Below are 24,561 nucleotides of genomic sequence, written 5' to 3' on the forward strand. Positions count from 1 at the left end.
GATCCTACGCGCGGGGCTGGGGAGGACCCGGGGTGATCGGGGCCCGCGCACCCGTTCTGGGGGCGTCGACGCGTCCGCGCGTCCGGGTCAGCCGCGCTCGCGCAGGGTGTCGCGGAGGAAGCGGTACGAGGAGCGGGGCGCGCGGTCGCCGGTGAGCGGATCCACGTGCACGAGGCCGCGCGGATGCGCGCGCCCCGCCTCCCACTCGAAGCCGTCGAGCAGGCTGCCCGCTACGACGGCCTCGAGCCGCACGCCCTCCGCGGGCCCGCCCGGCGCGACGGCGGCGAGCGCCTCGACGAGGTGGTCGGAGATCGCGTGCGCGCGGCGCGGATCCCGGCGGGAGCCGTCGCGGTCGTCGACCTGCTCGGGGTGCGCGGCATCGAGGCCCGAGAGCACGACGGGCGGCAGGGCGTCGCCGTATCGCGCGCGGAGGTCCGCGAGCACGACGGGTACGAGATCGGGCGCGACGGGGTGGCCGTCGAGGGAGGCGGGGTGGTCGGTCCAGGGCAGCTCGGCGAACGGGGTCGCGGTGGATCCGGCGACGAGGCGCGGCACGGCGGCGACGCGGATCGGGTCGGCGAGCGCGACGCCGTAGTGGTCGAGCGGCTGGCCGATGGAGCGGAGGTCGGCCGGGTCCACGCGCCCGAGCCGCTCGAAGGCCTCCGCGTGCGGACCGGCGAGGTCCGGGTAGCGGCCGAGGAGCACGGCGTCGGCGAAGAGGTCCTGGTGCAGGGCCCGCGCGACGACGGCGGCGGCGCGGTCGTCGTCGTCCCCGGTGGCGGCTTCGACCACGCGGTGCGCGTTCACGATGCCGACGCGCGCCGCGGAGCTCGCGCCGCGGATCGCCTCGACCGCCCGGCCGTGCGCGAGCAGCTGGTGGTGCACGGTGAGGAGCGCGTCGAGCCCGAGGCGGGATCCGGGCGCGTGCGTCCCGGCGACGTGGCCGGCCATCGTGGTGAGCGCGGGCGTCCGGAGCGTCACCCAGTCGGGCACGCGGTCGGCGAGCGCCTCGGCGGCGAGGTATGCGAGGTCGCCGAAGCGCAGCGCGGTGTCGCGGTGGAGCCAGCCGCCGCGGTCCTGCAGCTCGACGGGCAGGTCATGGTCGTGCAGGGCGGCGCGCGGGCGGATCCCCGCGGCCAGCAGCGCGTCGACCAGCTCGTCGTAGAACGCGATGCCCTCGCGGCGCAGTCCGCCGCGCGCCTCCGGCTGGATCCTCGACCAGGAGAGGGAGAAGGAGAGGACATCGGCGCCGAGCTCGGCCGCGAGCGCGACGTCCTCCCGGTACCTCTCCATGTGCCGCGCGCCGCGCTCCGGGTCGCTGCCGTCCGCCACCGCGCCGGGCCGCCGCGCGAACGCGTCCCACACCGACTCGGTGCGTCCGCCCTCGTGCGCGCGGCCCTCGACCTTGGTCGCGCTCGTGCTCACCCCGATGCGCGGGCCGCCCGCGAGGAGCCCCGCGAGCTCGGTCGGCGTCGGGCGGTCGGGGACGGCGTCGCGGGGGGTCACGTGAGCCAGTATCGGGCACCGGGACGGCCTCGCCTCGCGCGACCGGGGAGGGATGCCGGCGGTGACGCGGCCGGCCGCGAGCCCGAGGGGCGCACCGACGACGCACACCGTGCGCCCCGACGCCGGGCATGCGGCGCCCAGGTTCCCGTCCCACTTCCGTCACGGTCGGTGCGTGCGGTTGACACGCCCGGACGCAGCCGACTGAATGGACGCACGGTGCAGCGACTGGCGAGGAACGAGGATCGTCCGTCCACGGGGGGTGGAGCGGGCGGTGTCCGGCGATCCCGCGAGCGGCTCGTCCGCACGGCCTCGGTGCTCCTGCTGCTCGCGGCGCTGACCGCCGGCGGCACGGTCGCCGCCTCCGCCGCCACCGAGACCCCGACCCCCACGCCGAGCCCGGTCCCGTCCGGCGCTCCCACCCCGGCGCCGACGGTGCAGACGCCGCCGTTCTCGACCGACGGCGCCATCGCGGTCACCGGCACCCGGCCCGCGGGCGTCGACGTGCAGGTCACCATCGCGAGCGTGCCCGCCGCCGTCACGCTCCCCTCCTCCACCACCTGGCGCGCCACCGCGACCGGCGTCCCGGACGGGCAGAGCCCCGTGCGCGTCACCGCGGGAGGGCAGGAGGCCACCGCCACGGCGTCCGTCCTGCGTGCTCCCGGCGTCAACAGCTTCTCCGTCGTGACCTCCGGGCTCGTCAGCGGCACGGGCTACCCGGGTGCGGTCGTCGACGCGCGCTCCGGATCCGCCGAGTGCCGCGCCACCGTCGGCGCCTCGAGCACGTGGGCGTGCCTCCTCGCCCCGCCGCCGCCCTCCGGCACCGGCATCCCCGTCACCGCGACGCAGTCCACGTCGTGGAGCACGGGGACACCGGCGGTCGGACGCGGCACGGGCAGCTTCGACACGACGGCGCCGGACGCCGCGGTCATCACGGCGCCCGCGGCCGGCGCCACCGTCGATGCCTCGGGGATCACGATCTCCGGCACCTCCGACGAGGACGGCGACGTCGTGCGCGCGTACCTGACGGGCTACGGCGACGCGGCGTGCCAGGCGCAGGTCGCCGGCGGCCGCTGGTCGTGCACCACCGGCACGCTGCCGCCCGGGCCGCTCGGGATCACGGCGTCGGTCACGGATCCGCTCGGCAACATCAGCACGCTCGCGGCCGAGGTGGACATCACGGTCGCGCAGCCCGCCTCCTCCCCCACGCCGGGCGCGACCACGCCGCCCGCGAGCCCCACGCCCGAGGCCACCAGCTCACCCCAGGGCACGCAGGCGGCTCCGGCGCCCGGATCCGGTTCCGGCGGCGGCGAGGGCGGCGGCTCAACCGGCACCGCTCCCGGCCCCGACGACGCGCCCCGCTCCGGATCCGCACCCGCCGCCGCCGCGCCCGGCACCTGGAACGCGCCCACGCGCTTCGGCACGTCGCTCCAGCCGCTGCCCGCGGCGTTCACCGACGGCCGCGGCCTCCTGCCCCTGCTCCTCGCGCTCGGCGCCGTGCTCCTCGTGACCCTGCCGGCCCTCCTCCTCCGCGGCGCGCTCGTCGCGCGCTTCGGCGGCCGCCACCGCGCAGCCGAGGACGTGACGCCGCTGCGGATCGTGCCGCGCGGCGACGCCGGCGCCCTCACCACCCGGGCCGTGGCCGCGGCCTTCACGGACTCGATCGCGACGACCGGCCAGCTGCGCATCGTGCCGGGCCGGCTCGACTCCGCCCCCATCCCCATCTCCATCCCCATCCCCGCCCGCCGCGAGCCCGCGCCGACGCTCCTCGGAGCCCGTCCCGCCCGCGAGCCCGGCCGCGCCGGCCGCTGGGGTGCCGCCGCGGCGGCCCTCGCCCTGGCCGCCGCGCTGGCCGCGCTGTCGCTGCCCGTGGGATCCGACCCCAACGCCGTGCGCCTCTTCCTCGCGGCCCTCGTGGGCCTCGCCGTCGTCAACGGCGTCGGCGTGGTCGCGGTCGCCGCGGTGGCCGGCCGCGTCGGCGCCGGACCCACCCGCGTGCACACCGTGCCCGCCCTCCTCGTGCTCTCGGCGACCGCCGTGCTCGCGTCGCGCGCGTTCGGCCTCGCTCCGCCCATCGTCATCGGGCAGGTCCTCGGCCTCGTGGCCGACGACCGCGACGACCGGTCCCGGGCCCGCCTCGCGCTCGTGCAGTCGGGATCGCTCGCGACGCTCGGCCTCGTGGCCTGGATCCTCTACGGCCTCGTCCCCGCGGACGGCGGCATGTGGCCGCAGCTCGCGAACGAGCTGCTCAGCGTCGTCACCCTCGCCTCCCTCAGCTCCGCCGCGCTCGCGCTCGCACCCGTCTCCCTCGTGCTCGGCCGCTCGCTGCTCCTGCGCTCCCTGCCGCTGTGGGCCGTCGTCAGCGTCGCCGTCCTCACGCTGGCGTTCGCCGCGGTGGCCACGACCGCGAGCGGCGTGCCGGCGGAGGTCTGGATCACGGCCCTCGTCGTCGCGGCGGCCTTCGCGGCGGTGAGCGTCGCCGTGTGGCTCTGGATCCGCGTAGTCGAGCCCTCCCTGCAACGCCTCTAGCAGCCGTCCCCCGCCGCTGTCCCGCTGCCGCGCCGCACCTGGTGCGGATCTTCGGCCGAGGCCACACTGGGTCCGTCGCCGGCTCCGGCGGCCTCGACCGGGCCCGCGCGGCCCCGACGGCAGGAGTCCTGCATGAGCACATCGAGCACGTCCCTCTGGGCGGCGCTCACGCGGCGGAAGCCCGTGGAAGCCATCGAGGCGGAGCCCGGCGCGGCGACGGAGGAGGGCGGCCTCACGCGCTCGCTCGGCCTCTGGCAGCTCACCGCGATCGGCGTGGGCGGCATCATCGGCACCGGCATCTTCACGCTCGCGGGCACCGTCGCGAACCAGACCGCCGGGCCCGCGGTCCTCATCTCCTTCCTCATCGCGGGCATCGCCAGCGCCGCCGCCGCCCTCTCCTACGCGGAGTTCGCGGGCATGATCCCGAAGGCCGGATCCGCGTACACCTACGGCTACGCGGCCCTCGGCGAGATCGTCGGCTGGTTCATCGGCTGGGACCTGCTGCTGGAGTACACCGCCATCGTCGGCGTGGTCGCCATCGGCGTCTCCGGCTACGCGGGCTTCCTCCTCGACCAGCTCGGCGTCGACCTCCCGGCCTGGATGCTCGGCGCGGCCGGCACCGGCGACGGCCACGTCGTCGACCTGTTCGCCGTGATCCTCTGCCTCGGCACCGCGTTCGTCCTCACCCGCGGCATGAAGAGCGTCGGCCGGTTCGAGCTCTACCTCGTGGGCCTCAAGGTGGCGCTGGTGCTCGTGATCGTCGTCATCGGCTTCACGCAGATCACCGGCGCCAACTACCAGCCGTACTTCCCGTTCGGCGCGGCCGGCGTCTTCACGGGCGCCGCCACCGTGTTCTTCGCGGTCTTCGGCTACGACGCCATGAGCACCGCGGCCGAGGAGTCGAAGGACGCGACCAAGCACATGCCGAAGGCGATCCTGCTGTCGCTCGCCATCGCGATGGTGCTCTACGTGCTCGCGACCGTCGTCCTCACGGGCATGCAGAAGTACTCGGACATCAACCCGGAGAGCGGCTTCGCGACCGCGTTCGAGTCGGTGGGCCTGCCCGCGGTGGCGAACGTGGTGGCGGTCGGGGCGATCGTCAGCGTCGTCACCGTGATGCTCACGTTCATGCTCGGGGCGTCGCGCGTGTGGTTCTCGATGAGCCGCGACGGGCTGCTGCCCAAGTGGTTCGCGGTCACCGACGAGAAGCGGAACGTGCCGACGCGCGTGACGTGGATCATCGGCATCGGCTCGGCCCTGTTCGCGGGCTTCCTGCCCATCACGGTGGTGGCGGAGCTGACGAACATCGGGATCCTGCTGGCCTTCGTGGTGGTGTGCGCGGCCGTCATCGTGCTGCGCTACAAGCGGCCCGAGATCCCGCGGGCGTTCCGGCTGCCGGCCATGCCCGTGGTGCCGATCATCGGCATCGGCTTCTCGCTCTGGCTTGTCTCGTCGCTGCCATGGGAGACGTGGGTGCGGTTCGCGGTGTGGCTCGTCATCGGCCTCGTGATCTACCTCACCTACTCGCGCCGCAACTCGGTGCTCGCCGCCGACAGCCCGCGCAACCGGCGCTGACGGACGCCGGCCCGCCCGCCCGGACGACGACAGGGGCGCCGCCCACCTCGCGAGGTGGGCGGCGCCCCTGCTGCATGTCGCCCGGCTGGCTAGTTCGCGCCGCTGGTGTTGATGCCGCCGTTGACGCCGTTGGGGTAGAACCCGCCACGGGTCACGGCCTTGCTGTTCAGGTACACGATGTTGAGGACCTGACCCGTGGTGCGGCTGAACGCGATGCCGTTCGCGTCGGTCGGCACGAGGTTCGCGCCGCCCGAGACCGTGATGCCCTGGTCGAGGTCCGAGGATCCGTCGAGCGAGTCGCGCGCGTTGGAGATCGCGTTGGTCGGGGCCGCGAGGCCCTTCGCGAACAGCGACGTGCGGATGATGCCCGCGTGGTACGCCTCGACCGCGAGGATCCCGGCGGCCGCCTCGAGGTACGTCTTGTTGGTGATGAGCGGGGCCGCGCCCTTGTAGGCGGTGACTCCGACGTCCTCGAACACGAACGACGCGAGCAGGAAGTTCTCGTCGCTCGCGAACGCGTCGAACTTCTGGCCCGGCTTGATGAGGCCCGCGGCGGTCGCGGCGGCGGAGAACGCGGCGTCGAGGTCGATCGCGGGACGCGCGACCTTCGCCGAGCCGAGCGCGGACCGCAGGAACTTCACGTGGGCCTTCTCGTCCTGCGCGATCTCGCGGGCGTACTCGCGGATGGCGCGGTCCTTGAACTGCACCTGGCGGCCGCCCGTGACGCCGCCGGCGGTGCCGACGCCGGAGATGTCGTTCGGGACGAGGCCCGCGCCCGTGGATGCGCGCAGGTAGAACTCGGCCTCGAGGTACTCGAGGTTGAGCGCGAAGTTGAGGACGGCGGCGTCCGTGACGGCGCCCGCGTCGGCCTCGGCCTGGGCGTCCGCCGCCTGGGCGCCCGTCGCGGGGATGAGGGCCGCGGCGCCGACGCCGAGACCCGCGACGCCCGCGGCGCTGAAGAAGCGGCGACGGTCGAGCGGCGACTGCGCGCTCCGGTCGATGGCCTGGGTGATGAACTTCTTGTCGAACATGGATGAGCTCCCTTGATCGGCGCGTCCGTATCCCAGATACCGAGCGCGAGGTGGTTCGAACGCTAAACGGGTGGTCGGCATCCGGATAGGGGCGCGATGCACTGTTTCGCCGGATGTCACGAACCCTTCGGAACGCGGCTCTCCACGGATTGGCCCGGAGGCGCGCGGATCCCCGGGACGCGGATCAGGTCGGGATGACCTTGAAGAGCACCTTGCGCGTCACCATGAACCAGATCGCCGCCAGCACGAGGGTGTGGACCACTGCTCCCTGCCAGGGATTCGCCCTGTCGAGGAACGGCAGGCTGCCGACGATCAGCACGAAGAACACGTGGACGATGAAGACGTAGAGGCTCGCGGATCCGAGCGGCGTGTAGAACCAGCCGAACGCGCGGTCGACGGGCTTCCACATCCGGGTGAGGAACGTGTACGCGACCACGAGCATCAGCGCGAGGTCGATCAGGCGCCCGGGCTGCAGGAACGTGCGCTGGTACATCGACTCGTACAGCGACGAGTAGAGGCCGTCGGGCACTCCCGGCAGCTGCACGCCGTACGTGTGCCCGGCCCAGAGCACGGCGAGCGAGCCGACGTACGCCACCAGCCCGATCGTCACGAGCACGCGGCCCACGCGGCCGGTGAGGGCGCGCGTGATCCGCTTCCGGTAGTAGCCGATGACCATGCCGTTGAGGAACGCGACCTGCCAGGTGAGCAGCGGGAACACGTCCTCGAACATCGACGGCAGCACGCGGATGTCGAACTGCGCGTTGAGCACGTACGCGGTCCAGCTGGCGATGAGCACGACCCACCACATGCGGCGGCGGAGCAGCCACACGATCGCGGGGACGAGGAGGGTCAGCACCACGAAGAGGCCCATGATGTTGAACACCCACGGCCCCATGCGGAGCAGCAGCAGGTCGCGGATCGCGTACCAGGGCGGCGGGTAGTCGAGCAGGCGCGCGCCGTTCGGGTAGAGGTCGTAGACCTGCCCGGTGGTGACCTTGCCGTCGGCGCCCGTGCCGCGGTCGGTGAACGTGGTGATCACGTCGGTGTCGAGGAACGGCACGAACGTGAGCGCGAAGACGATGACGACCACCGCGATCGCCACGATGTACTGCTTGAACGCGCGGCGCAGGATGGAGACGAGCGCCTTCATCTCGCCGAACTTCTTCACGGCCAGCGGGTAGACCATGCCGAGCACGAGGCCCGACAGCAACACGAACATCTCGGCGCCCGTGATCGCGCCGATGGCGTTGATGGTGACGTACGAGTAGGGGCTCGCGACCTCGATGTGGGTGATGACCACGGCGACGATGGTCCAGCCGCGGAAGAGGTCGAGGCGGCGGTCGCGGGGCGAGTTCTCGTCGGGGTAGCGCCAGCCGGGCTTGAGGCGGCCGATGGGACCGGAGATCACGAAGAGCAGCAGGAGCACGACCGCGCAGAGCACGATCCAGCCCATCTGCTCGTCCTCGGGGGATCCCGGGTCGCGGTACTGTGCGGTGGCGACGTTGGCGCGCTCCTGGTCGAAGACCTGCGTGACGGGGCCGAGCGTGGCGGTCGCGGGATCCAGGTGCGTGAGGAGCGCGGACGCGACCGTCGGGTCCCCCGTCGCCCGCCAGTCGATGACGATGCCCTTCGCCTCGGCCTCGGTGCGCTGGAGCTCGCGCCACACGACCATGCCGATGCCGGGGTGGGCCGACCGGATGTCGGCGGAGAGCACCTGGCCCCACCACGCGCTCTTGATGTCGATCTCGGAGGCCCCGTCGGTGCGGGCCGGGTCGTAGAGGGCGCCCGTCTCGATGACGGCGGGCTTGCCGGTGCCCTCGATCCACTCGGCCGCGAAGTCGCGCCCCGCGCCGCCCCGGTCGGAGTAGCCGTACGCTCCCGCGAGCTCGCGGGCGAACTTGTCCTGCTCGGGCACGACGTTCTTCCCGAACTCCTGCTGCGGGATCACCTCGGTGCCGAGGTAGTCCTCGGTCGGCTCCCCGACGGTGAAGTCCTGCTCGGCGCCGAAGTGGGAGGCGGAGAGGCCCACCCAATCGACGGCGTCGTCGCCCGGGTAGTACGGCCGGTACGCGTCGTCGTCCACGTCGACGCGGCCGTTGCCGTCGGTGTCGAGCTCCGCGATGGAGCGGGTGGCGGAGCCCTGCGTGAGGCCGTCGGCGGATCCGAACGGGTAGCCCGCCGCGTACGCGGGCGACCACACGGTGACGGCGCCCGCGTCGGACGCGTGCACGGCGTCGGCGACCTGGCGGAACGCGGCGATGTACGCGGTCGGCTGCTGGCCCCAGGGGGTCCACGAGCCGTTCATCTCGGGCGCGAACCGGACGAGCGTGCGGGAGTCGTAGCGCTCGCGCAGCGCCTCGAGCCGGCCCGTGAGCGCGGTCGCGTCGGCCGCGGTCAGGTCGGCGAGCGGCTTCGTCGGCTCGAGGGTGAGGAAGAGGAGCGATCCCTGCTGGGCGGCCTGCTGCGCGAACTGGTCGAGGTAGGTGACGTCGTCGGATCCGAGCGGGTAGCGCACCGACTGGCCGAGCACCGCGGGGGTCGCCCCGAGGCGGTCGGCGTAGCTCTGCGCGTCGTCGGCGGTCCAGTCGATGATGCCGCCGAACCAGGGCGCGGCGGGTGCCCGGGTGAGGTCGACCTCGTCCGCCGGCGCCGCCGGCGCTGCGGCCGTCGGCGCGGTCGCGGCCGGCACGGCGAGCGCCGCCGTCGCCGGCACGACCACGATGGCCAGTGCCACCATTGCCGCAGCCCAGCCGCCGATCCCCCTGTGCGTGCGCCCGCCCCCGCGTGCCCGCATCCCCCCGCCGCGCATCAGCCGCGCAGCCTGACCAGCCGCCAGCGGTTGCTGCCGTCGGTGCGCTCGTAGGTGAGGTCGTCGAGGACCGCCTGCGCGAGCGCCAGCCCGCGGCCGCTCTCGCTGAGGTCGTCGGGCATGGACACGCGCGTGAGGTCGACGACGGCGGGCTGGCCGTCGTCCTCGAACAGGGCGACGATGCGGTCGTGCTGGCAGATCACGGTCATGGTGAACGTCACCGGATAGCCCGCGCGCTCCCCCACCGCGACGCCGTGCTCGACGACGTTGCCCGCGATCTCCACCACGGCCGTCTCGAACAGCATCCGCTCGGTGTCGCTCACGTCGTGCGCCTGGTCCCACACCGCGGCGATCACGGCATGCACGGCGGCGAGGCTCTCGTCCACCGCCGGGAGCGTGACGTTCGCCCGCACCGGAGGCGCGTGGTGCGTCATGCCCTCATCGGTCACGGAACACATCCTCGGGCGACTCGTGCACCGTGAGCACGCGGTTGAGGTTGGTGAGCTCCAGAACGGCCTTCACCTGCGCGTTTGGGCGGGCCAGGCGGAGGTCGCCGCCCGCCTGCCGGGCGCGCTTGAGGCCCGAGACGAGGGCGCCGAGCCCCGAGGAGTCCATGAAGTCGGTGCTGCCGAGGTCCACGACGACGAAGGGCCGTCCGCCGTCGATGACCCCGGTGATGATCGTGGTGAGCTGCCGCGCGGAGACCATGTTGAGGCGGCCGGTCGGCATGACGACGCTCACGTGCGTTCCCTGCTCGTTGACTGCGATGTCGATCATGCGTCCTCCTTGGCCGGCGTGAAGCCCCGGTAGCGGGCCGCACGGATGATGATGCTGAAGATCGCCAGGTCGAAGACGACCCAGGCGAGGTTGGTGAACGTGCCGAGCGGCGTCGCCTGCCCGATCGCGAGGCGCAGCAGGCCGATCGCGGACGCGACGATGAGCGCGCCGATCACGTAGAGCTGCGGCTTCACGAGGTCGTACCGCGGCTTCCCGCTCTCGGCGCGGACCTTCGGGGTCACGGCGAAGTCGAGGGGACGGCGGAAGAAGACGTTGCCGACCGCGGTGGTGACCGACGAGATCCACACGGGGAAGAGCGCGAGGGAGTACTGCTGCCCGCGCCAGGTGCGCTTGCCGCGGCCGACCACCGCGAACAGGAGCTGGTTCACGAGGAGGAACGGGATCAGGCGGCTGAAGAAGTCCGTCGAGAGCGCCTGCACCGGGAGCACGCCGAAGACGAGGTAGATGATGGGCGCCGCCACGTAGACGAGCGCCGTGAAGCCGGAGAAGTAGCTCCACATCGTGGCGAAGTACATGAGGCGCTGCGGGATCGAGAGCGCCTTCTGCAGCAGCGGGTTCTCGCGGAAGAACACCTGGATCGTGCCCTGCGCCCAGCGGAGCCGCTGGGTGAGCATGGTCGGCAGGTCCTCCGGCGCGAGCCCGAACGCGAGGACCTCGTCGTGGTACGCCGACTTCCAGCCGAGCCCGTGCAGGCGCATGCAGGTGGCCATGTCCTCGGTGACGGAGATGGTGGCCAGCGGCATGATCGACTGCGCGTCGTCGTCGCGGTGCACGTCGATGTCGCGGACGATGGCGCGCACGGCGTCGAGCGCCCCGAGCGGCGACCAGTCGCGCTGCGCGAGGCGCGTCATGGCGCTCTCGTCGACGAGCGAGACCGCGTCGCGCTCGGCGGAGTGGCGGCCGGCCAGCGCGGCGATCTCGGCGAGGTCGGCGTGGAGGGCGGCCATGTCGTCCTGCACCATGCGGGCGGCGATGGAGTCGACGCGCTTCTGGAAGCGGTAGGTCACGTCCGCCAGCGCCTGGCCGCGGCGGAGCTCGGCACGGGCGCGGCGCACGTCGTAGGCGACGTCGTCGAGCGCCTTGCGGAGATCCAGCTGGTCGGGCTCGAGCTCCTGGCGCGCTTTGTCGATCACGTCCCCCGCGGTGCGGAGCGCGCGGAACACGCTGATCTCGATGTCGGTCACGTACCGCGAGACGCCGAGGAGCATGAGGGCCTCGCGGCGGAGGATCGCGTTCGATCCGCAGAAGAACGCCGCGTTCCAGCCGTCCTTGCCCTGCTGGATGGGGCCGTAGAACAGCGGCGCCTGGCTGCCGAGCGGATCCGAGTCCGGCACGTTCACGAACACCTGCGGCGTCTGCACGATCGCCATGCGCCGGTCGTCGAAGTAGCCGAGCGTCTTGTCGAGGATCTCGGGCACGGGCACCTGGTCGGCGTCGAGGATGAGCATGAACTCGCCCTCGGTCGTGAGCAGCGCGTTGTTGAGGTTGCCGGCCTTCGCGTGGCGCGCGCGGCCCGACCAGTCGGCCGAGCGGGTGATCCAGCCGATGCCCTCCGCCTCGGCGAGGTCGCGGAGCTCGGTGCGGTTGCCGTCGTCGAGCACCCACGTCTTGTGCAGGTAGGTGATGCGCTGGGCGGCGCGCGCGGTCTCCATCACGAGGTCGAGGGGCTCGTTGTACGTCGCGATGAACACGTCGACCGTGAGGCCCGGCTGCGGCGCCGGCGGCTTCGGACGGTCGCGGGCTTGCCACATCGTGAGCCCGAACAGGAGCGAGTCGATGAGGCTGTACGTCTCGGCGAGCACGAGCGGGATGGCGATCCAGAGCGCCTCGGGGTTCACCGAGAACAGCAGGCGCCAGACGATGTAGTTGAGGCCGAGGAGCGCCGTCACCACGGCGAGCAGGCGGATGAACGCGAAGCGCAGCGGCGACCGGCCCGTGGTCGGCGCGCGGTGCGTCGAGCGGCTCACGCGCGGCTCACGGCGAGGACGGTCACGTCGTCGAGCGGCGTGCCGGCGGACGCGAGGATGCGGACCCGCTCGATGAGCGCCTTCACGCCACCGGCCTCCGTCACGAGCCGGCCGATGGCCCCGAACGCGGGATCGCTGCCGCCGAACATGTCGAAGAGGCCGTCGCTGAAGGTCACGAGGGTGTCACCGTGCCCGAGCACCACGTGGCGCTCCTCCCAGCGGTGGTCGGCGTCGATGCCGACGGGGAGGTCGCTCGTGTCCAGGTGGGTGACGCGGCCGTCGGGGTGCACGATGATCGTCAGCCCGTGCCCGGCGTCGGCGTAGCGGAGGAGCCCGGTGGCCTGGTCGAGGTGCCCGTGCTGCAGGGTGACGAACGAGCCCGTGCGGTCGAGGTCGGCGTCGAGCGAGCGCGCCGCGTCGGTGACCATGAGGCCCGTGTCCTCGAGGACGCCCGCGCCGTAGCGGTCGGCCGTGCTCGCGATGCCGCGGAGGACGGCGCGGACCGTGGCGGTGAGGATCGCGGCGCCGGTGCCCTTCCCCATCACGTCGGCGATGGAGAAGCGGAGGCCGGAGGCGGTGCGCTCGTAGTCGTAGAAGTCGCCGCCCACGACCTGCGCGGGCACGCACACGGCGGCGATCTCGTAGCCGGGGATCTCGACCTCGGCGGCCGGCAGGAGCGCGGACTGCACGGCCTGGGCGCGGTCCATCTCGACGCTCGCGACGAGCTCGCGCTGCACCCACTCGGCGAGCTCGGCGAACAGCACGAGCTGGCCGGCGTCGAGGCCGCGCGGCTCCACGTCGTAGAGGCAGAACGTGCCGATGACGAGGCCCTCGGGATCCCGCAGCGGATGCCCGGCGTAGAAGCGGATGTGCGGCTCGCCCGCGACGGTGGGCAGGTGGCGGAACACGGGATGGGCCCGCGCGTCCTCGACGATGAGCACGCGCTCCTCGCGTACGGTGGTGTCGCAGAAGACGCTGCTGATGGGCGTCTCCGACAGCTCGGCCCCCGCGCACGAGGCGAACCACATGCGGTCGAGGTCGGCGAGGCCGATGGTCGACAGCGGCACGGCGAAGGCCGTGCGGGCGAGGCGCGTGACGCGGTCGAAGCGCTCCTCGGGCGGGCCGTCGAGCAGCCCCAGGGCCTCCACGGCGCGCTGCGCCGCGATCACCCGTGCGTCCTCGATCAGAGTCATCCCCGCCCCTCGCCGACGTGGACCCCCGTCCACGGCACCCAAAACCTAGGGTGCGTTCAGCTTACGTGGCCGGATCCATAGGGGACGTACCAAGTAGCGCTACGCGGACGACACCGGTGGTCGTCCCAGTGGTCGCCGACCGGCTGCTAGCGTCGGGAGCCGATCGGGGGCCTCATGGCATCAGCACGACGACCGGAGCTCCCCTACCTCGACGGCATGCGCGGCGCCGCCGCCCTCGCCGTGGTCGCGTTCCACGCGTTCCTCTACACGGGGATCACCGGGCAGGCCTGGCGCGACCTGCCTCTCCTCGGCTGGATCACCGGCTACGGCTACCTCGGCGTGCCCGTCTTCATCGTCCTGTCCGGCTACGTGCTCATGCTCCCCGTCGCCGGCCGCCCGGGGCTCGACCTCCGGCACGGCACCGCGACCTTCCTCCGACGGCGTGCCCGGCGGATCCTGCCGCCCTACTTCGCCGCCCTCGCGCTCAGCCTGCTGATGGCGCTCGCGATCCCCGTGATGCGCGACGGCGGCGGCACCGCGTGGGAGAGCGCCGCGCCCGCCACCCCCGCCGGCATCGTGTCCCACGTCCTCCTGCTCCAGGACCTCTCCCCGGAATGGGTCAGCCAGGTGAACGCGCCGCTCTGGAGCGTCGCCGTGGAGTGGCAGATCTACTTCCTCATGCCGCTGGTGCTGCTGCCGCTGTGGCGGCGCTGGGGCGGGCTGCCCGTCGTCTTCGCCGCCACGGTGGTCACGACCGGCGCGTCGCTCGCGGGCGTCGCGCCATGGGCGTGCCCGTGGCTCCTGGGCCTCTTCGCCGCCGGGATGCTCGCCGCCGAGCTCACCGTCGGCGCGCGCCCGCGCTGGGCGTCCGACCGGCTGCTGCTCGCGGTGGCCGTGGGCGCCGCGGCCGTGCTGCTCCTCGGGATCACAGAGCTGCAGGACAGCGTCTGGGCCGCCGAGCTCGTCGCCGGTGCGGGCTTCGCGGCGCTCCTCGCCTGGGCGGGCGCGCGCACCATGGCCGGGTCCCGCCCCCGCGCCCTCGGCGCCTTTGTCACCCGCCCGGCGCAGCGGATCGGCCTCGTCTCCTACAGCGTCTACCTCGTGCACAGCCCGTTCCTGGCGCTCGGCAACCTCCTGCTGCTGCCGCTCGGCCTGCCGACGGGCGCGCACGCCGCGCTGATGCTGCTGGTCGTCGCGCCGCTGGCGGTCGCGGCCGGCTTCGGCTTCTTCCACCTCGTGGAGCGGCACTTCCTCAACACGCGCCAGGCGCACGTGACGGAGGCGGCGGATCCGGATGCGGCGCCCGTGGCGCCCAAGCCCGCGGCCTGAGCGGCCCGCCGTATTGGTGCCCCCGCAGGGACTCGAACCCTGACCTGTAGCGATTTTAAGTCGCCCGTCTCTGCCAATTGGACTACGGGGGCGTGGCGCCGGGGCGCTCCCGACAGCCTACGGTCGCGGCGCGGGACCGATGTGCCCGGGCATGACGACGGCCCGCACGCTGCGGCGTGCGGGCCGTCGTCGGTGGTGCGGGTGGATCAGGCCGAGGGCTTCTCGTCCGTGGTCTCCGCGCTGGGCGACGAGCTGTAGCTGCCCGCGAGCGCCGGGGACTTCTCGCCCTCGGCGGGCGCGTCGGCCTTGTCGTCCGCGGCCTTCTTGGCGGGCGCCTCCTCCTTCTTGACCGGGGCGGCCGGCGCGGCGTCCGCGGCGGGACGCGGGCGCGACGCGAACGTCTCGAACGCGGTGCGCGGGGTCTCGCGCGCCTCGAGCGAGACGATGTCGCGACCCCAGACCAGGTTGTTCACCCAGCCGGTGACGACGCGCGCCTTGCGCTCGAAGGACGGGATCGCGAGGCCGTGGTAGCCGCGGTGCATGACCCAGGCGGGGAAGCCGGTGATGCCGATCTTCCCGGACTGGAACGCGCCCTGGTAGAGGCCGAGGCCCGCGACGGCGCCGAGGTTCTTGTGGAAGTAGTCGGTGATGCCCTCGCCGCGGAGGCTCGCGGTGATGTTCTTCGCCATGAGCTTGCCCTGGCGGACGGCGTGCTGCGCGTTGGGCACGCAGAAGCCGCCGACGCCGCCGCCCGTGAGGTCGGGGGTGGCCGCCACGTCGCCGGCGCCCCAGGCGTCCGCCACGATGCCGTCGTCGCCCTCGACGCGACCGTCGGCGCGCACGCGCAGGCGCCCGCGCTCCTCGATCGGGAGGTCGGTGTTCTTGAGCATGGGGCTGGCCATGACGCCCGCGGTCCAGACGATGACGTCGGACTCGAACGACTCGCCGGTCGACAGCTCGACGACGCCGCCGACGGCGGACTTGAGCTGCGTGTCGAGGTGCACGTTCGCGCCGCGCTCGGCGAGGTTCTTGAGCACCCAGTGGCTGGTCTCGAGCGACACCTCGGGCATGATGCGGCCCATCGCCTCGACGAGGTGGAAGTGCGTGTCCTCGAAGTCGATCTCGGGGTACTTCTTGACGAGGTCGGTCGCGATGCTGCGCATCTCGGCGAAGACCTCGATGCCCGCGAAGCCGCCGCCGACCACCACGAAGGTGAGGAGGCGGTCGCGCTCGGGGCCGGCCGGCAGCGTGGCCGCGCGGTCGAAGTTGGCGAAGATGCGGTCGCGGATGGCGACGGCCTCCTCGATCGTCTTCAGGCCGATGGCCTCGTCCGCGACGCCCGGGATCGGGAACGTGCGCGAGACGCTGCCCGCGGTGACGACGATGATGTCGTACGCGAACTCGTACGGCTCGCCCACGGGCGGCGTGATCGTGGCGGTCTTCGACGCGTGATCGATGCCGGTGACCTTCGCCGTGACGACGTTGGTGGTGCGGAGGTGGCGGCGCTGCGAGACGACCGCGTGGCGGGGCTCGATGGATCCGGAGACCACCTCGGGCAGGAACGGCTGGTACGTCATGTACGGCAGCGGGTCGACCATGGTGACCTCGGCCTCGCCGGATCGGAGGTGCGACTCGAGCTTCCATGCCGTGTAGAAACCGGCGTAGCCGCCGCCGACGATCAGGATTTTGGGCACGATGGATGACTCCCTGCAGGTTGTGGTCGAAATCAGGCTACCCCTTCCGGAGCAGCCGCCTGAAATGCCGCCACGCCACGACCGCCATGGCCGCCGCGAGCGCCGCGAAGACGGAGAGGACGAGGGCCGGGATCCCGACCTGGCGGAGCTCGCCCGCGGTGGGCAGGGCGTCGGCCGCCAGGTCGGCGGTGGGGGCGTCGGCGGGCACCGCGGGCGCGGCGTCCGGGGTGGCGGAGGCGGACGGATCCGGCGTCGCGGCGGGCGCGCGGCGGTACAGCCGCACCCACTCCTCGAGGTCGCCCAGGGGCTTGCCGCTCGCGGGCGCGACGTCGGCCGTGACGGCGGCGGACGCGTCGACGAGCCCGCGGCCGTAGATCTCCGGCTTCCCCTTCTGCCGTGCGGTGGCGAGCACGCGCTCCACCACGTCGTCGGCCTTCAGCTCCGGATGCGCGGCCCGCACGAGCGCGACCACACCGGAGACGAGGGGCGCCGCGCCGCTCGTGCCGCTCCACTGCACGTACCGGCCGCCGGGCTCGACGCCCACGAGCTGCTCGCTGGGCGCGGCGACCGCGATCGTGATGCCCTGCGAGGACGCGTCGAAGCTCGCGGCCCCCGCGCGGTCGACGCCCGCGACCGCGAGCACGCCCGGGATGGTGGCGGGCGCGCCCACCTCGGTGGTGCCGCTCCCCCGGTTGCCCGCCGCCGCGACGACCACGACGTCGTGCTGGTAGGCGTAGAGGAACGCGCGGTCCCAGCTCTCGGGCCAGTCGAGCGAGTTGCGGGTGAGGGACATGTTGATGACGCTCGCGCCGTTGTCGACGGCCCAGCGGACGGCGTCGGCGATCTGCGCGTCCTCGTCGCGCGCGCCGGGCGTCGGGCCGCCGAGCGCGGCCGAGACGCTGAGGACGCTCGCGGCCGGGGCGACGCCGATGACGCCGGATCCCGTCCCCGTGCCGCGGCCCGCGAGCAGCGAGGCGACCATGGTGCCGTGCTCGCTGGAGGCGCCGACGGGCTTGGTGCCGTCCGCGGATCCGACGCCCGAGACGTCCGTGCCGCCCACGACCGCGCCGCGCAGGTCCGCGACCGAGGCGTCGATGCCCGTGTCGATGACGGCGATCTTCACGCCCTCGCCGCGCGTGGTCTGCCAGGCCTGCTCGACGCCGTAGTCGGCGAGCCAGTACTCGCGCTCGCGCACGGGATCCGCCTGGGCGGGCGTCGCCGCGGTGAGCGCGGCGACGAGGGCGAGGATCCCGACGGCGGCCGACCGCGCGAGGCGGCGCCCGGGCCGGGTCGACGCACGCGCGCCCGACTCGGGGATCACGGCGCGTCGTGGTCGGCGCACTCGCAGACGTCCGGCGACCAGGAGGCCCGGGCCAGCGCGATGTCGCCGATGGGGTTCACACCCGGGCCCGCGGCGAGCGCGTGGCCCGCGAGGGCGTGCAGGCACTTGACGCGCACGGGCATGCCGCCCGCCGAGACACCGGCGAGCTCGGGCACCACGAGGATCGACTCGCGGTCGGCGAGGTAGGACGCGTGGGCGGCGGCGTACGCGTCGCGCAGCGCCTCGTCGTCCGCGAGGTCGTTCTGCAGCTCGGCCATCACGTGCTCGGCCTCGAGGTGCGAGATGGCGGCCGTGGCGGCAGGGTGGCACAGGTAGTAGAGCGTGGGGAACGGCGTGCCGTCGGTGAGGCGCGGGGCGGTGCTCACGACGGTGGGGTTGCCGCAGACGCAGCGCGCGGCGATGCCGACCACGTCGCGCGCGGGGCGGCCGAGCTGGGCGGTGACCACGCGCACGTCGCGCTCGGAGGGCGGGTCGAAGGGGGGTCGGGTCACTGGTCGCCTCCCTGGACGGATCCCTGGAGCTGGTCGGGCGGGGCGTCGCTGAGGGCGCTCGTGAGCGCGGATCCGACGAGGGCCTGCACCCAGTCCTGCTTCGTCTCCTGCAGGTCGGCGCTGATGGGCGCGCCGTCCGGCGTCGTGGCGGCGTCGCCGGTCGCGGCGGGCAGCCCGCGGACGAGGTAGCTCGTCTCGCCGGGCATCACGTAGAAGAGGCGGTCGCGCACCTGGGCCTTGAGGAAGGCGGGGTCGTCGTAGCGGGCGCGCTGGTCCTGGAGCTGGGCGATGGTGCCCTTCTGGGCGTCCACCGCGCTCTGCAGGCTGCTGAGCTGCTGCCGCTGCTCGAGGTAGATGCGCAGGCCCGGCGCGAGCACGACGACCGTGAGGACGAGGAGCACGAGCACCATCACGGAGAACCCGGAGAAGCGCATGCTGCGGAGCCAGTTGCCCGCGGGGGCGTCGCCGTCGGGCAGGGCTACGGGGACGCGCTCGGTGCGCGGGCGCGGGGCGCGGCGGGCGCGGAGGGTGTCGAGGCCGGGGAAGCGGGCCATCGGTCCTCCTTCGTCGTGTGCGGATCGGGTTGTGCGGGGGGGGACGGCGATCCGCCCGCGCCGGGCGGGCGCGGGCGGACCGGCCGGGTCAGGCCTGGAAGCGCGGGAAGGCGCTGCGGCCGGCGTAGACCGCGGCGGCGCCGAGGTCCTGCTCGATGCGGAGGAGTTGGTTGTACTTCGCGACGCGCTCGCTGCGGGCGGGAGCGCCGGTCTTGATCTGGCCCGCGTCCAACGCGACCGCGAGGTCGGCGATGGTCGTGTCCTCGGTCTCGCCGGAGCGGTGCGAGAGCACGGTGGTGTAGCCGCTGCGCTGCGCGAGGCTGACCGCGTCGAGCGTCTCGGTGAGCGTGCCGATCTGGTTGACCTTCACGAGGATCGAGTTGGCGACGCCGCGCGTGATGCCGTCGGCGAGGCGCTTCGGGTTCGTGACGAAGAGGTCGTCGCCGACGATCTGCACCTTGGAGCCGAGCTCGGCGGTGAAGTGGTCGTAGCCGGCCCAGTCGTCCTCGTCCAGCGGGTCCTCGATGGTGATGAGGGGGTACGACGCGACGAGGTCGGAGAAGTACGCGGTCATGTGCGCGGCGTCGACCTTCTGGCCCTCGAACGTGTACGCGCCGTCGGAGTAGAACTCGCTGGACGCGACGTCGAGGCCGAGCGCGATCTGCTTGCCGGCGGTGAAGCCGGCGGAGTCGATGGCCTCCATGAGCAGGTCGAGCGCGGCGCGGTTGCTGTCGAGGTTCGGCGCGAAGCCGCCCTCGTCGCCGAGGCCGGTGGAGAGGCCCTTCTTCTTCAGCAGGCTCTTGAGCGCGTGGTACGTCTCGACGCCCCAGCGCAGTCCCTCGGAGAAGGTGGACGCTCCGACGGGCAGTAGCATGAACTCCTGGATGTCGACATTGGTGTCCGCGTGCGAGCCGCCGTTGATGACGTTGAGCATCGGCACGGGCAGCGTGTGCGCGTTTGGGCCGCCGAGGTAGCGGTAGAGGGGCAGCTCGGCCGAGTCGGCCGCGGCCTTCGCGACGGCCAGGGAGACGCCGAGGAGCGCGTTCGCGCCGAGGCGGGACTTGTTCTCGGTGCCGTCGAGCTCGATCATCGTGGCGTCGATGATGCGCTGGTCCGCGGCGTCGAGGTCCTGGATGGCCGGGCCGATCTCGTCGACGACGGCGGCGACGGCCTTCTGGACGCCCTTGCCCAGGTAGCGGCCCGCGTCGCCGTCGCGCAGCTCGTACGCCTCGAAGGCACCGGTGGAGGCGCCGGACGGGACGGCCGCGCGCGTGAACGTGCCGTCCTCCAGGAGCACCTCGACCTCGACGGTCGGGTTGCCCCGGGAGTCGAGGATCTCGCGTGCGTTGACTGCTTCGATGGCTGCCACGGATGGTCTCCTTGTGTTGCGGTGAGGGGGTGGGAAGTCGGGTCCATCCTAGCCGCGGGGTCGTTCCGGGCCGGGGGCGGCGGGGCCTGCGCGCAGGTGTCGCGCAGGTGGCGGATCAGCCGCGCGGGCCGCCGTCGAGCGGGCGCTCCTGCAGGGACGCGGCGTCGCCCGTGTCGGCGTCGACGGCCGCGAACGTGCGGAAGCCCTGCTGCTTGAGCGCCTCGAGGAGCGGCGCGACGTTCTTCGGCCGCAGCTCCAGGCGCACGCGCCGACCGGATGCGACCAGCTCGGCCTTGAGGCGCGCGAGCACGGCCACCGGGGTCCGCCTGTCGTGCACGAGCGCGATGGCGTCGGCGTCCTCCGCCGCGGGCAGGACGGCCAGGTCGACGATCCGCTCGAAGCCGATGGAGAAGCCGGCCGCCGGCACGTCCTGGCCGAGGAAGCGGCCGATCATGCCGTCGTAGCGTCCGCCGCCGCCCACCGAGCTGCCGGACGCCGGGTGCGCGATCTCGAAGATCGTGCCCGTGTAGTAGCCCATGCCGCGCACGAGGGTCGGGTCGAAGCGGAGCGTGACGCCATCCGGCAGGCCGACGAGCGCGCCCGCGAGGGTCTCGAGGTCGGCGACCGCGTCGGGGTCGACGCCGTCGGGGAGGATCTCGGTGATCGCCTCGGCCGTGAGCGGCACGCCGCCGTCGGCGAGCGCGGGCTCGATGCGCTCGAGGATGCCGCCGAGCACCGCCGCCGCGTCCGCGCCGCCCTCGGCGAGCTCCGCCACCACGCCCGCCGCGCCGATCTTGTCGAGCTTGTCGATGCTGATGAGCGCCTGCGCCTGGCGGTCGGGTGCGAAGCCGCAGAAGCCGAGGATCCCGGCGAGGAGGCGCCGGTCGTTGACGCGGATGGTGCAGCCCGTGAGGCCGAGGGCCGCGAGCGTGGCGGCGGTGGCGGAGATCAGCTCGACCTCGGCCAGCTGGCCGGCCTCGCCGATGATGTCGATGTCGCACTGCATGAACTGGCGGTAGCGGCCCTTCTGCGGGCGCTCGGCCCGCCAGACGGGCGCGGCCTGGATCGACCGGAAGACGCCCGGCAGCTCCGCGCGGTGCGAGGCGTAGAAGCGCGCGAGCGGCACCGTGAGGTCGAAGCGCAGCCCGAGGTCGGAGAGCGCGAGCACGTCACCGGCGTCGGCCGCCGCGTGCAGGTCGTCGCCCGAGAGGCCGCGCTTCAGCACCGAGTAGGCGAGCTTCTCGTTGTCGCCGCCGAGGCCCGCGTGCAGCCGACCGGACTCCTCGACCACGGGCGTCTCGATCTCGTCGAAGCCGTGGGCGCGGTAGGTGCGGCGGATGATCGCGAGCGCCTGCTCGCGACGGGCCTTCTCGGCGGGCAGGAAGTCGCGCATGCCGCGGGGCGGCGTGATCTGCTGGGGCATCCCCCGATTCTGTCAGTCGGCGCGGTGCCGGTCGGGCGACCCGGGCGGGCGCGGGCGGTCCGGCAGGTCGAGCCAGGGCCGGATCCGCGGGACGAACGCGTCGACGAGCGCCTCGAAGCCGCGCATGGCCCGCACGCGGTCGCCGGAGATCACGAAGTCGAGCTGCAGGCCGCAGGAGCCGGCCTGCAGGAGGTCGGCGGTGTCGATCGCGACGTCCTCGGGCACGCCGTGGGTGACCATCCACTCGAGCCCGAACCGCCGCCACGCCGCGACGCTCGCGATGGCGTGGGGGCGGACGACGCCGTCCCGGGTGCGCAGGAGCGCGGCCTCGAACTCGAGCCGCTGGAAGTCGCGGTTGACGTCGGTGAGGCGCCACCGCCACGCCTGCGTCGCCCACGCGCGGAGCTCCGTCGCGGGGATCGCGCGCGGATCGCCCGCCGCCATCTCCGCCTGCCGCTGGTCGATGGCGTCCATCGCGGCCTCGAGCAGCCGCTCCTTGGACCCGAAGTGGTAGACGAGCACGAAGGTGCTCTCGCCGAGCGCGTCGGCGAGCCCGCGGAAGGTGACCGACTGGAGCGGGTGCCCGCGCAGGTGGTCGAGGATGTGGGCCAGCAGGTCCTGGCGGCGATGCGGATCCGGGGCTGCCACGCCCTCACCATAACAAGCGTGATGGACCGAGGGCGAAGGCCGTTAGCGTGTGAGCGCCCAGAGCTGTCCGCCGTCTCCTTCGGGTGGAGGCGACGGACATGGCGCCCCGGGATCGGGTAAATCTCGGGCGACGCCCCCGCGGGCCGGACCTCGCCTCAGGCGCTCCGGCCCGCGCCGGGGGACGCGTCGCCACCGTCGGCCCCATCGTGGATGCCGCCGTCGCCGGGAGCCCGCCCCTCCGCCGGGATCTCCGCCGCCTGGATCTCCGCGGTCAGCGACCGCAGCGTCGTCCGCAGCGCGCGCTCCGCGTCGAGCCCGCGCGATCGCGCGGAGACCACGACCGCGAGCAGCAGCCGCCCGAGGTCGTCCTCGTCGTCGACGGGGATCGCGGCCGGCGCGTCCGCCTCCAGCAAGCTGACGCGCTCCGCCCGGCCGAGCAGCTTGTCGGCGAGCGCGAGGGACGGCATGCCCATCGGGATCCCGTCGACGACGCTCGTGCGCGCGGACTTCTCCCGGTCCTTGGCGGCGCCCCAGACGCGCAGCACCTCCTCGACGGTGTCGGCGCGCTCGTCGCCGAAGACGTGCGGGTGGCGGCGCACCATCTTGTCCGTCGCGGTGCGCGCCACGTCGGCGAGGTCGAAGCCCTCGCCCTCCGTGCGCGCGATGTCGGCGTGGAAGACGACCTGGAGGAGCACGTCGGCGAGCTCCTCGCGCATGCCCGGCACGTCGTCGGTCTCGATGGCCTCGACGAGCTCGTGGCTCTCCTCGAGGAGGTACGGGACGAGCGTCCGGTGCGTCATCCCCCGGTTCCAGACGCAGCCGTCGGGGGCCCGGAGGACGGCCATGGCGGCGGCCAGCTCCGCGACGGCGTCCCCGGCGGGTCCGGCCCCGAGGCCGGTGTCGTCGGCGAATGCGGACGGGGACGCGGGCTCGCTCATCCCGCCATCCTCGCACCGGGCCGCCGGTAGGCTCGTCGTCGGTGTGCCGGGAAGTCTGGTCGGCGGCGGGTGACCGTCTCCCCCTCCCCCGACCCCGGAAGGCCCCATGACCTCCCTCATCCGCTCCGAGCGCGTCGCCGCCGGGCTCCTCCTCCTCGCGGCCGTCGTCGGCCTCGTCGTCGCGAACACGCCCGCCGGGCCCGGCCTCCTCGCGTGGGCCGACGGGCACGTCGCCCTCCCCGCGATCGGCGTCGACCTGTCGCTCCGGCACTGGGTCAGCGACGGCCTGCTCGTGGTCTTCTTCTTCATCGTCGCCGTGGAGCTCAAGCACGAGTTCCTCGCGGGCGGGCTCAACAGCGTCTCGCGCGCCCTCGTGCCCGCCATCGCGGCGGTCGGCGGCGTGGTGGTGCCCGCGGGCGTCTACCTCGCGATCACGGCGGGCAGCGGTCTCGAGCGCGGCTGGCCCGTGCCGACCGCGACCGACATCGCCTTCGCGCTGGGCGTCCTCGCGGTGTTCGGCCGCGGGCTGCCCGCCGCCGTGCGCGTGTTCCTGCTCGCGCTGGCCGTGCTCGACGACCTCATCGCCATCGGGATCATCGCGGTCTTCTTCACGACTGACCTCGACCTGGGCGCGCTCGGCCTCGCCGTCGTGGGCGTCGTCCTGTTCGCGGTGGTCGGGCGCCTGGGCGTCGGGCGGACGGGTGCCGCGCGGATCGCCGTGGTCGCGCCGCTGGTGCTCATCGCGCTCGTCACGTGGTGGGCGACGCTCTCCTCGGGGGTCCACGCGACCATCGCGGGCGTCGCGCTCGGCTTCGCGCTCCCCCGCCTCTCCGGCCTGCGCGCGGCGCATGCGCTCGAGCCCGTCTCCAACGGCATCGTCCTGCCGCTGTTCGCGTTCTCCGCGGCGCTCGTCGCGATCCCCGCGATCGGCCTCGCGGAGCTCGCGCCGGCCTTCTGGGGCATCGCGCTCGCGCTGCCGCTCGGCAAGCTCGTGGGGATCACGGCGGGCGGGCTGCTCGGCGCGTGGATCGCGCGGCGTCGCGGATCCGCCGCGGGGCTCGCCGCGGGGCTCGCCGTGCCCGACCTCGTGACCGTGTCGCTCCTCGGCGGCATCGGCTTCACGGTGTCGCTGCTGATGAGCGAGCTCGCGTTCGCCGGCCTCGACGAGGTGCGCGACGAGGGCACGCTCGCGGTGCTGCTGGGATCCGGCGTCGCGATCGTCGCGGCGGCCGTCACGCTGTCGATCCGCAGCCGCCGCGCCCGCCGTGACGGCGCCGCCGATGACGACGACGCGACGCACGACGACTTCCCGGCGCACGCCGTCGGCGGACCGGCCCGCGCCTAGGCGCCGACCGGCCCGCCACCGGG

The 24,561-nt window shown here is 73.6% G+C and carries 19 protein-coding genes and 1 tRNA gene; 4 read left to right on the forward strand and 16 right to left on the reverse strand.

From position 1 onward, the window contains the following. Positions 1-87 precede the first annotated feature (87 nt). The gene (locus CMN_RS10980; protein ID WP_015490886.1) at positions 88-1,506 is read right to left on the reverse strand and encodes a glycoside hydrolase family 1 protein; all 1,419 of its coding nucleotides are present in this window, start codon (positions 1,504-1,506) and stop codon (positions 88-90) included. A gap of 312 nt (positions 1,507-1,818) precedes the next feature. Between CMN_RS10980 and CMN_RS10985 the strand changes: the two genes are divergently transcribed. Next, on the forward strand, positions 1,819-4,032 hold the full coding sequence (locus CMN_RS10985) for a hypothetical protein (RefSeq protein ID WP_227077680.1): 2,214 nt from the start codon (positions 1,819-1,821) through the stop codon (positions 4,030-4,032). Positions 4,033-4,164: 132 nt separating this feature from the next. Continuing rightward, positions 4,165-5,607: an amino acid permease gene (locus tag CMN_RS10990; protein WP_015490888.1), complete on the forward strand. Its 1,443-nt coding sequence runs from the start codon at positions 4,165-4,167 to the stop codon at positions 5,605-5,607. An 89-nt stretch (positions 5,608-5,696) separates the two neighbouring features. Here the strand turns inward: CMN_RS10990 and CMN_RS10995 are convergent, their stop codons facing one another. The 6 genes from CMN_RS10995 to CMN_RS11020 form a co-directional block, all read right to left on the reverse strand. Beyond that, positions 5,697-6,638 carry a ferritin-like domain-containing protein gene (locus tag CMN_RS10995; RefSeq protein ID WP_015490889.1) on the reverse strand — a complete coding sequence of 314 codons (942 nt, stop codon included), beginning with the start codon at positions 6,636-6,638 and terminating at the stop codon, positions 5,697-5,699. A gap of 184 nt (positions 6,639-6,822) precedes the next feature. Continuing rightward, on the reverse strand, positions 6,823-9,375 hold the full coding sequence (gene opgC, locus CMN_RS11000; protein WP_041465291.1) for an OpgC domain-containing protein: 2,553 nt from the start codon (positions 9,373-9,375) through the stop codon (positions 6,823-6,825). 71 nt (positions 9,376-9,446) lie between these two features. Then, positions 9,447-9,896 carry an ATP-binding protein gene (locus CMN_RS11005; protein ID WP_227077681.1) on the reverse strand — a complete coding sequence of 150 codons (450 nt, stop codon included), beginning with the start codon at positions 9,894-9,896 and terminating at the stop codon, positions 9,447-9,449. Then, positions 9,886-10,224 carry an STAS domain-containing protein gene (locus tag CMN_RS11010; RefSeq protein WP_015490892.1) on the reverse strand — a complete coding sequence of 113 codons (339 nt, stop codon included), beginning with the start codon at positions 10,222-10,224 and terminating at the stop codon, positions 9,886-9,888. The genes CMN_RS11005 and CMN_RS11010 overlap by 11 nt, the downstream gene beginning before the upstream one ends. Continuing rightward, on the reverse strand, positions 10,221-12,212 hold the full coding sequence (locus CMN_RS11015) for a glycosyltransferase family 2 protein (RefSeq protein WP_015490893.1): 1,992 nt from the start codon (positions 12,210-12,212) through the stop codon (positions 10,221-10,223). The genes CMN_RS11010 and CMN_RS11015 overlap by 4 nt, the downstream gene beginning before the upstream one ends. Next, a complete protein-coding gene (locus CMN_RS11020) occupies positions 12,209-13,405 on the reverse strand; it encodes a PP2C family protein-serine/threonine phosphatase (protein WP_015490894.1) in 1,197 nt (398 codons plus the stop codon). Before CMN_RS11020 ends, CMN_RS11015 begins: the two co-directional genes overlap by 4 nt. Positions 13,406-13,579: 174 nt before the next feature. On the opposite strand from CMN_RS11020, the gene CMN_RS11025 reads away from it, so the two are divergent. Continuing rightward, the gene (locus CMN_RS11025) at positions 13,580-14,734 is read left to right on the forward strand and encodes an acyltransferase family protein (RefSeq protein ID WP_015490895.1); all 1,155 of its coding nucleotides are present in this window, start codon (positions 13,580-13,582) and stop codon (positions 14,732-14,734) included. A 14-nt stretch (positions 14,735-14,748) separates the two neighbouring features. Here the strand turns inward: CMN_RS11025 and CMN_RS11030 are convergent. The 9 genes from CMN_RS11030 to CMN_RS11070 all read right to left on the reverse strand — a co-directional run bounded on the left by CMN_RS11030 (position 14,749) and on the right by CMN_RS11070 (position 23,193). Continuing rightward, positions 14,749-14,826 (reverse strand) — tRNA-Leu (locus tag CMN_RS11030). 114 nt (positions 14,827-14,940) lie between these two features. Further along, positions 14,941-16,428, reverse strand: coding sequence for an NAD(P)/FAD-dependent oxidoreductase (locus CMN_RS11035; protein ID WP_015490896.1), 1,488 nt, complete (start codon positions 16,426-16,428; stop codon positions 14,941-14,943). 37 nt (positions 16,429-16,465) lie between these two features. Then, positions 16,466-17,749, reverse strand: a complete 1,284-nt coding sequence (locus CMN_RS11040; protein ID WP_015490897.1) for a S8 family serine peptidase — start codon at positions 17,747-17,749, stop codon at positions 16,466-16,468. Further along, positions 17,746-18,261 carry a DUF501 domain-containing protein gene (locus CMN_RS11045; protein WP_015490898.1) on the reverse strand — a complete coding sequence of 172 codons (516 nt, stop codon included), beginning with the start codon at positions 18,259-18,261 and terminating at the stop codon, positions 17,746-17,748. Before CMN_RS11045 ends, CMN_RS11040 begins: the two co-directional genes overlap by 4 nt. Beyond that, complete coding sequence (locus CMN_RS11050) at positions 18,258-18,815, reverse strand: FtsB family cell division protein (RefSeq protein WP_015490899.1); 558 nt, start codon at positions 18,813-18,815, stop codon at positions 18,258-18,260. The genes CMN_RS11045 and CMN_RS11050 overlap by 4 nt, the downstream gene beginning before the upstream one ends. A gap of 88 nt (positions 18,816-18,903) precedes the next feature. Continuing rightward, complete coding sequence (gene eno, locus CMN_RS11055) at positions 18,904-20,184, reverse strand: phosphopyruvate hydratase (RefSeq protein WP_015490900.1); 1,281 nt, start codon at positions 20,182-20,184, stop codon at positions 18,904-18,906. Between the two features lie 115 nt (positions 20,185-20,299). Then, positions 20,300-21,607, reverse strand: coding sequence for a histidine--tRNA ligase (gene hisS / locus CMN_RS11060; protein ID WP_015490901.1), 1,308 nt, complete (start codon positions 21,605-21,607; stop codon positions 20,300-20,302). A 12-nt stretch (positions 21,608-21,619) separates the two neighbouring features. After that, positions 21,620-22,255 (reverse strand): TetR/AcrR family transcriptional regulator, encoded by a 636-nt coding sequence (locus CMN_RS11065; protein WP_015490902.1) that lies wholly within the window; start codon positions 22,253-22,255, stop codon positions 21,620-21,622. Between the two features lie 155 nt (positions 22,256-22,410). Further along, positions 22,411-23,193 carry a nucleoside triphosphate pyrophosphohydrolase gene (locus tag CMN_RS11070; RefSeq protein ID WP_015490903.1) on the reverse strand — a complete coding sequence of 261 codons (783 nt, stop codon included), beginning with the start codon at positions 23,191-23,193 and terminating at the stop codon, positions 22,411-22,413. 106 nt (positions 23,194-23,299) lie between these two features. On the opposite strand from CMN_RS11070, the gene CMN_RS11075 reads away from it, so the two are divergent. Continuing rightward, positions 23,300-24,538, forward strand: coding sequence for a Na+/H+ antiporter NhaA (locus CMN_RS11075; RefSeq protein WP_015490904.1), 1,239 nt, complete (start codon positions 23,300-23,302; stop codon positions 24,536-24,538). The last annotated feature ends 23 nt before the right edge of the window (positions 24,539-24,561 follow it).

The organism is Clavibacter nebraskensis NCPPB 2581 (assembly GCF_000355695.1).
In the GTDB taxonomy this organism is placed as follows: domain Bacteria; phylum Actinomycetota; class Actinomycetes; order Actinomycetales; family Microbacteriaceae; genus Clavibacter; species Clavibacter nebraskensis.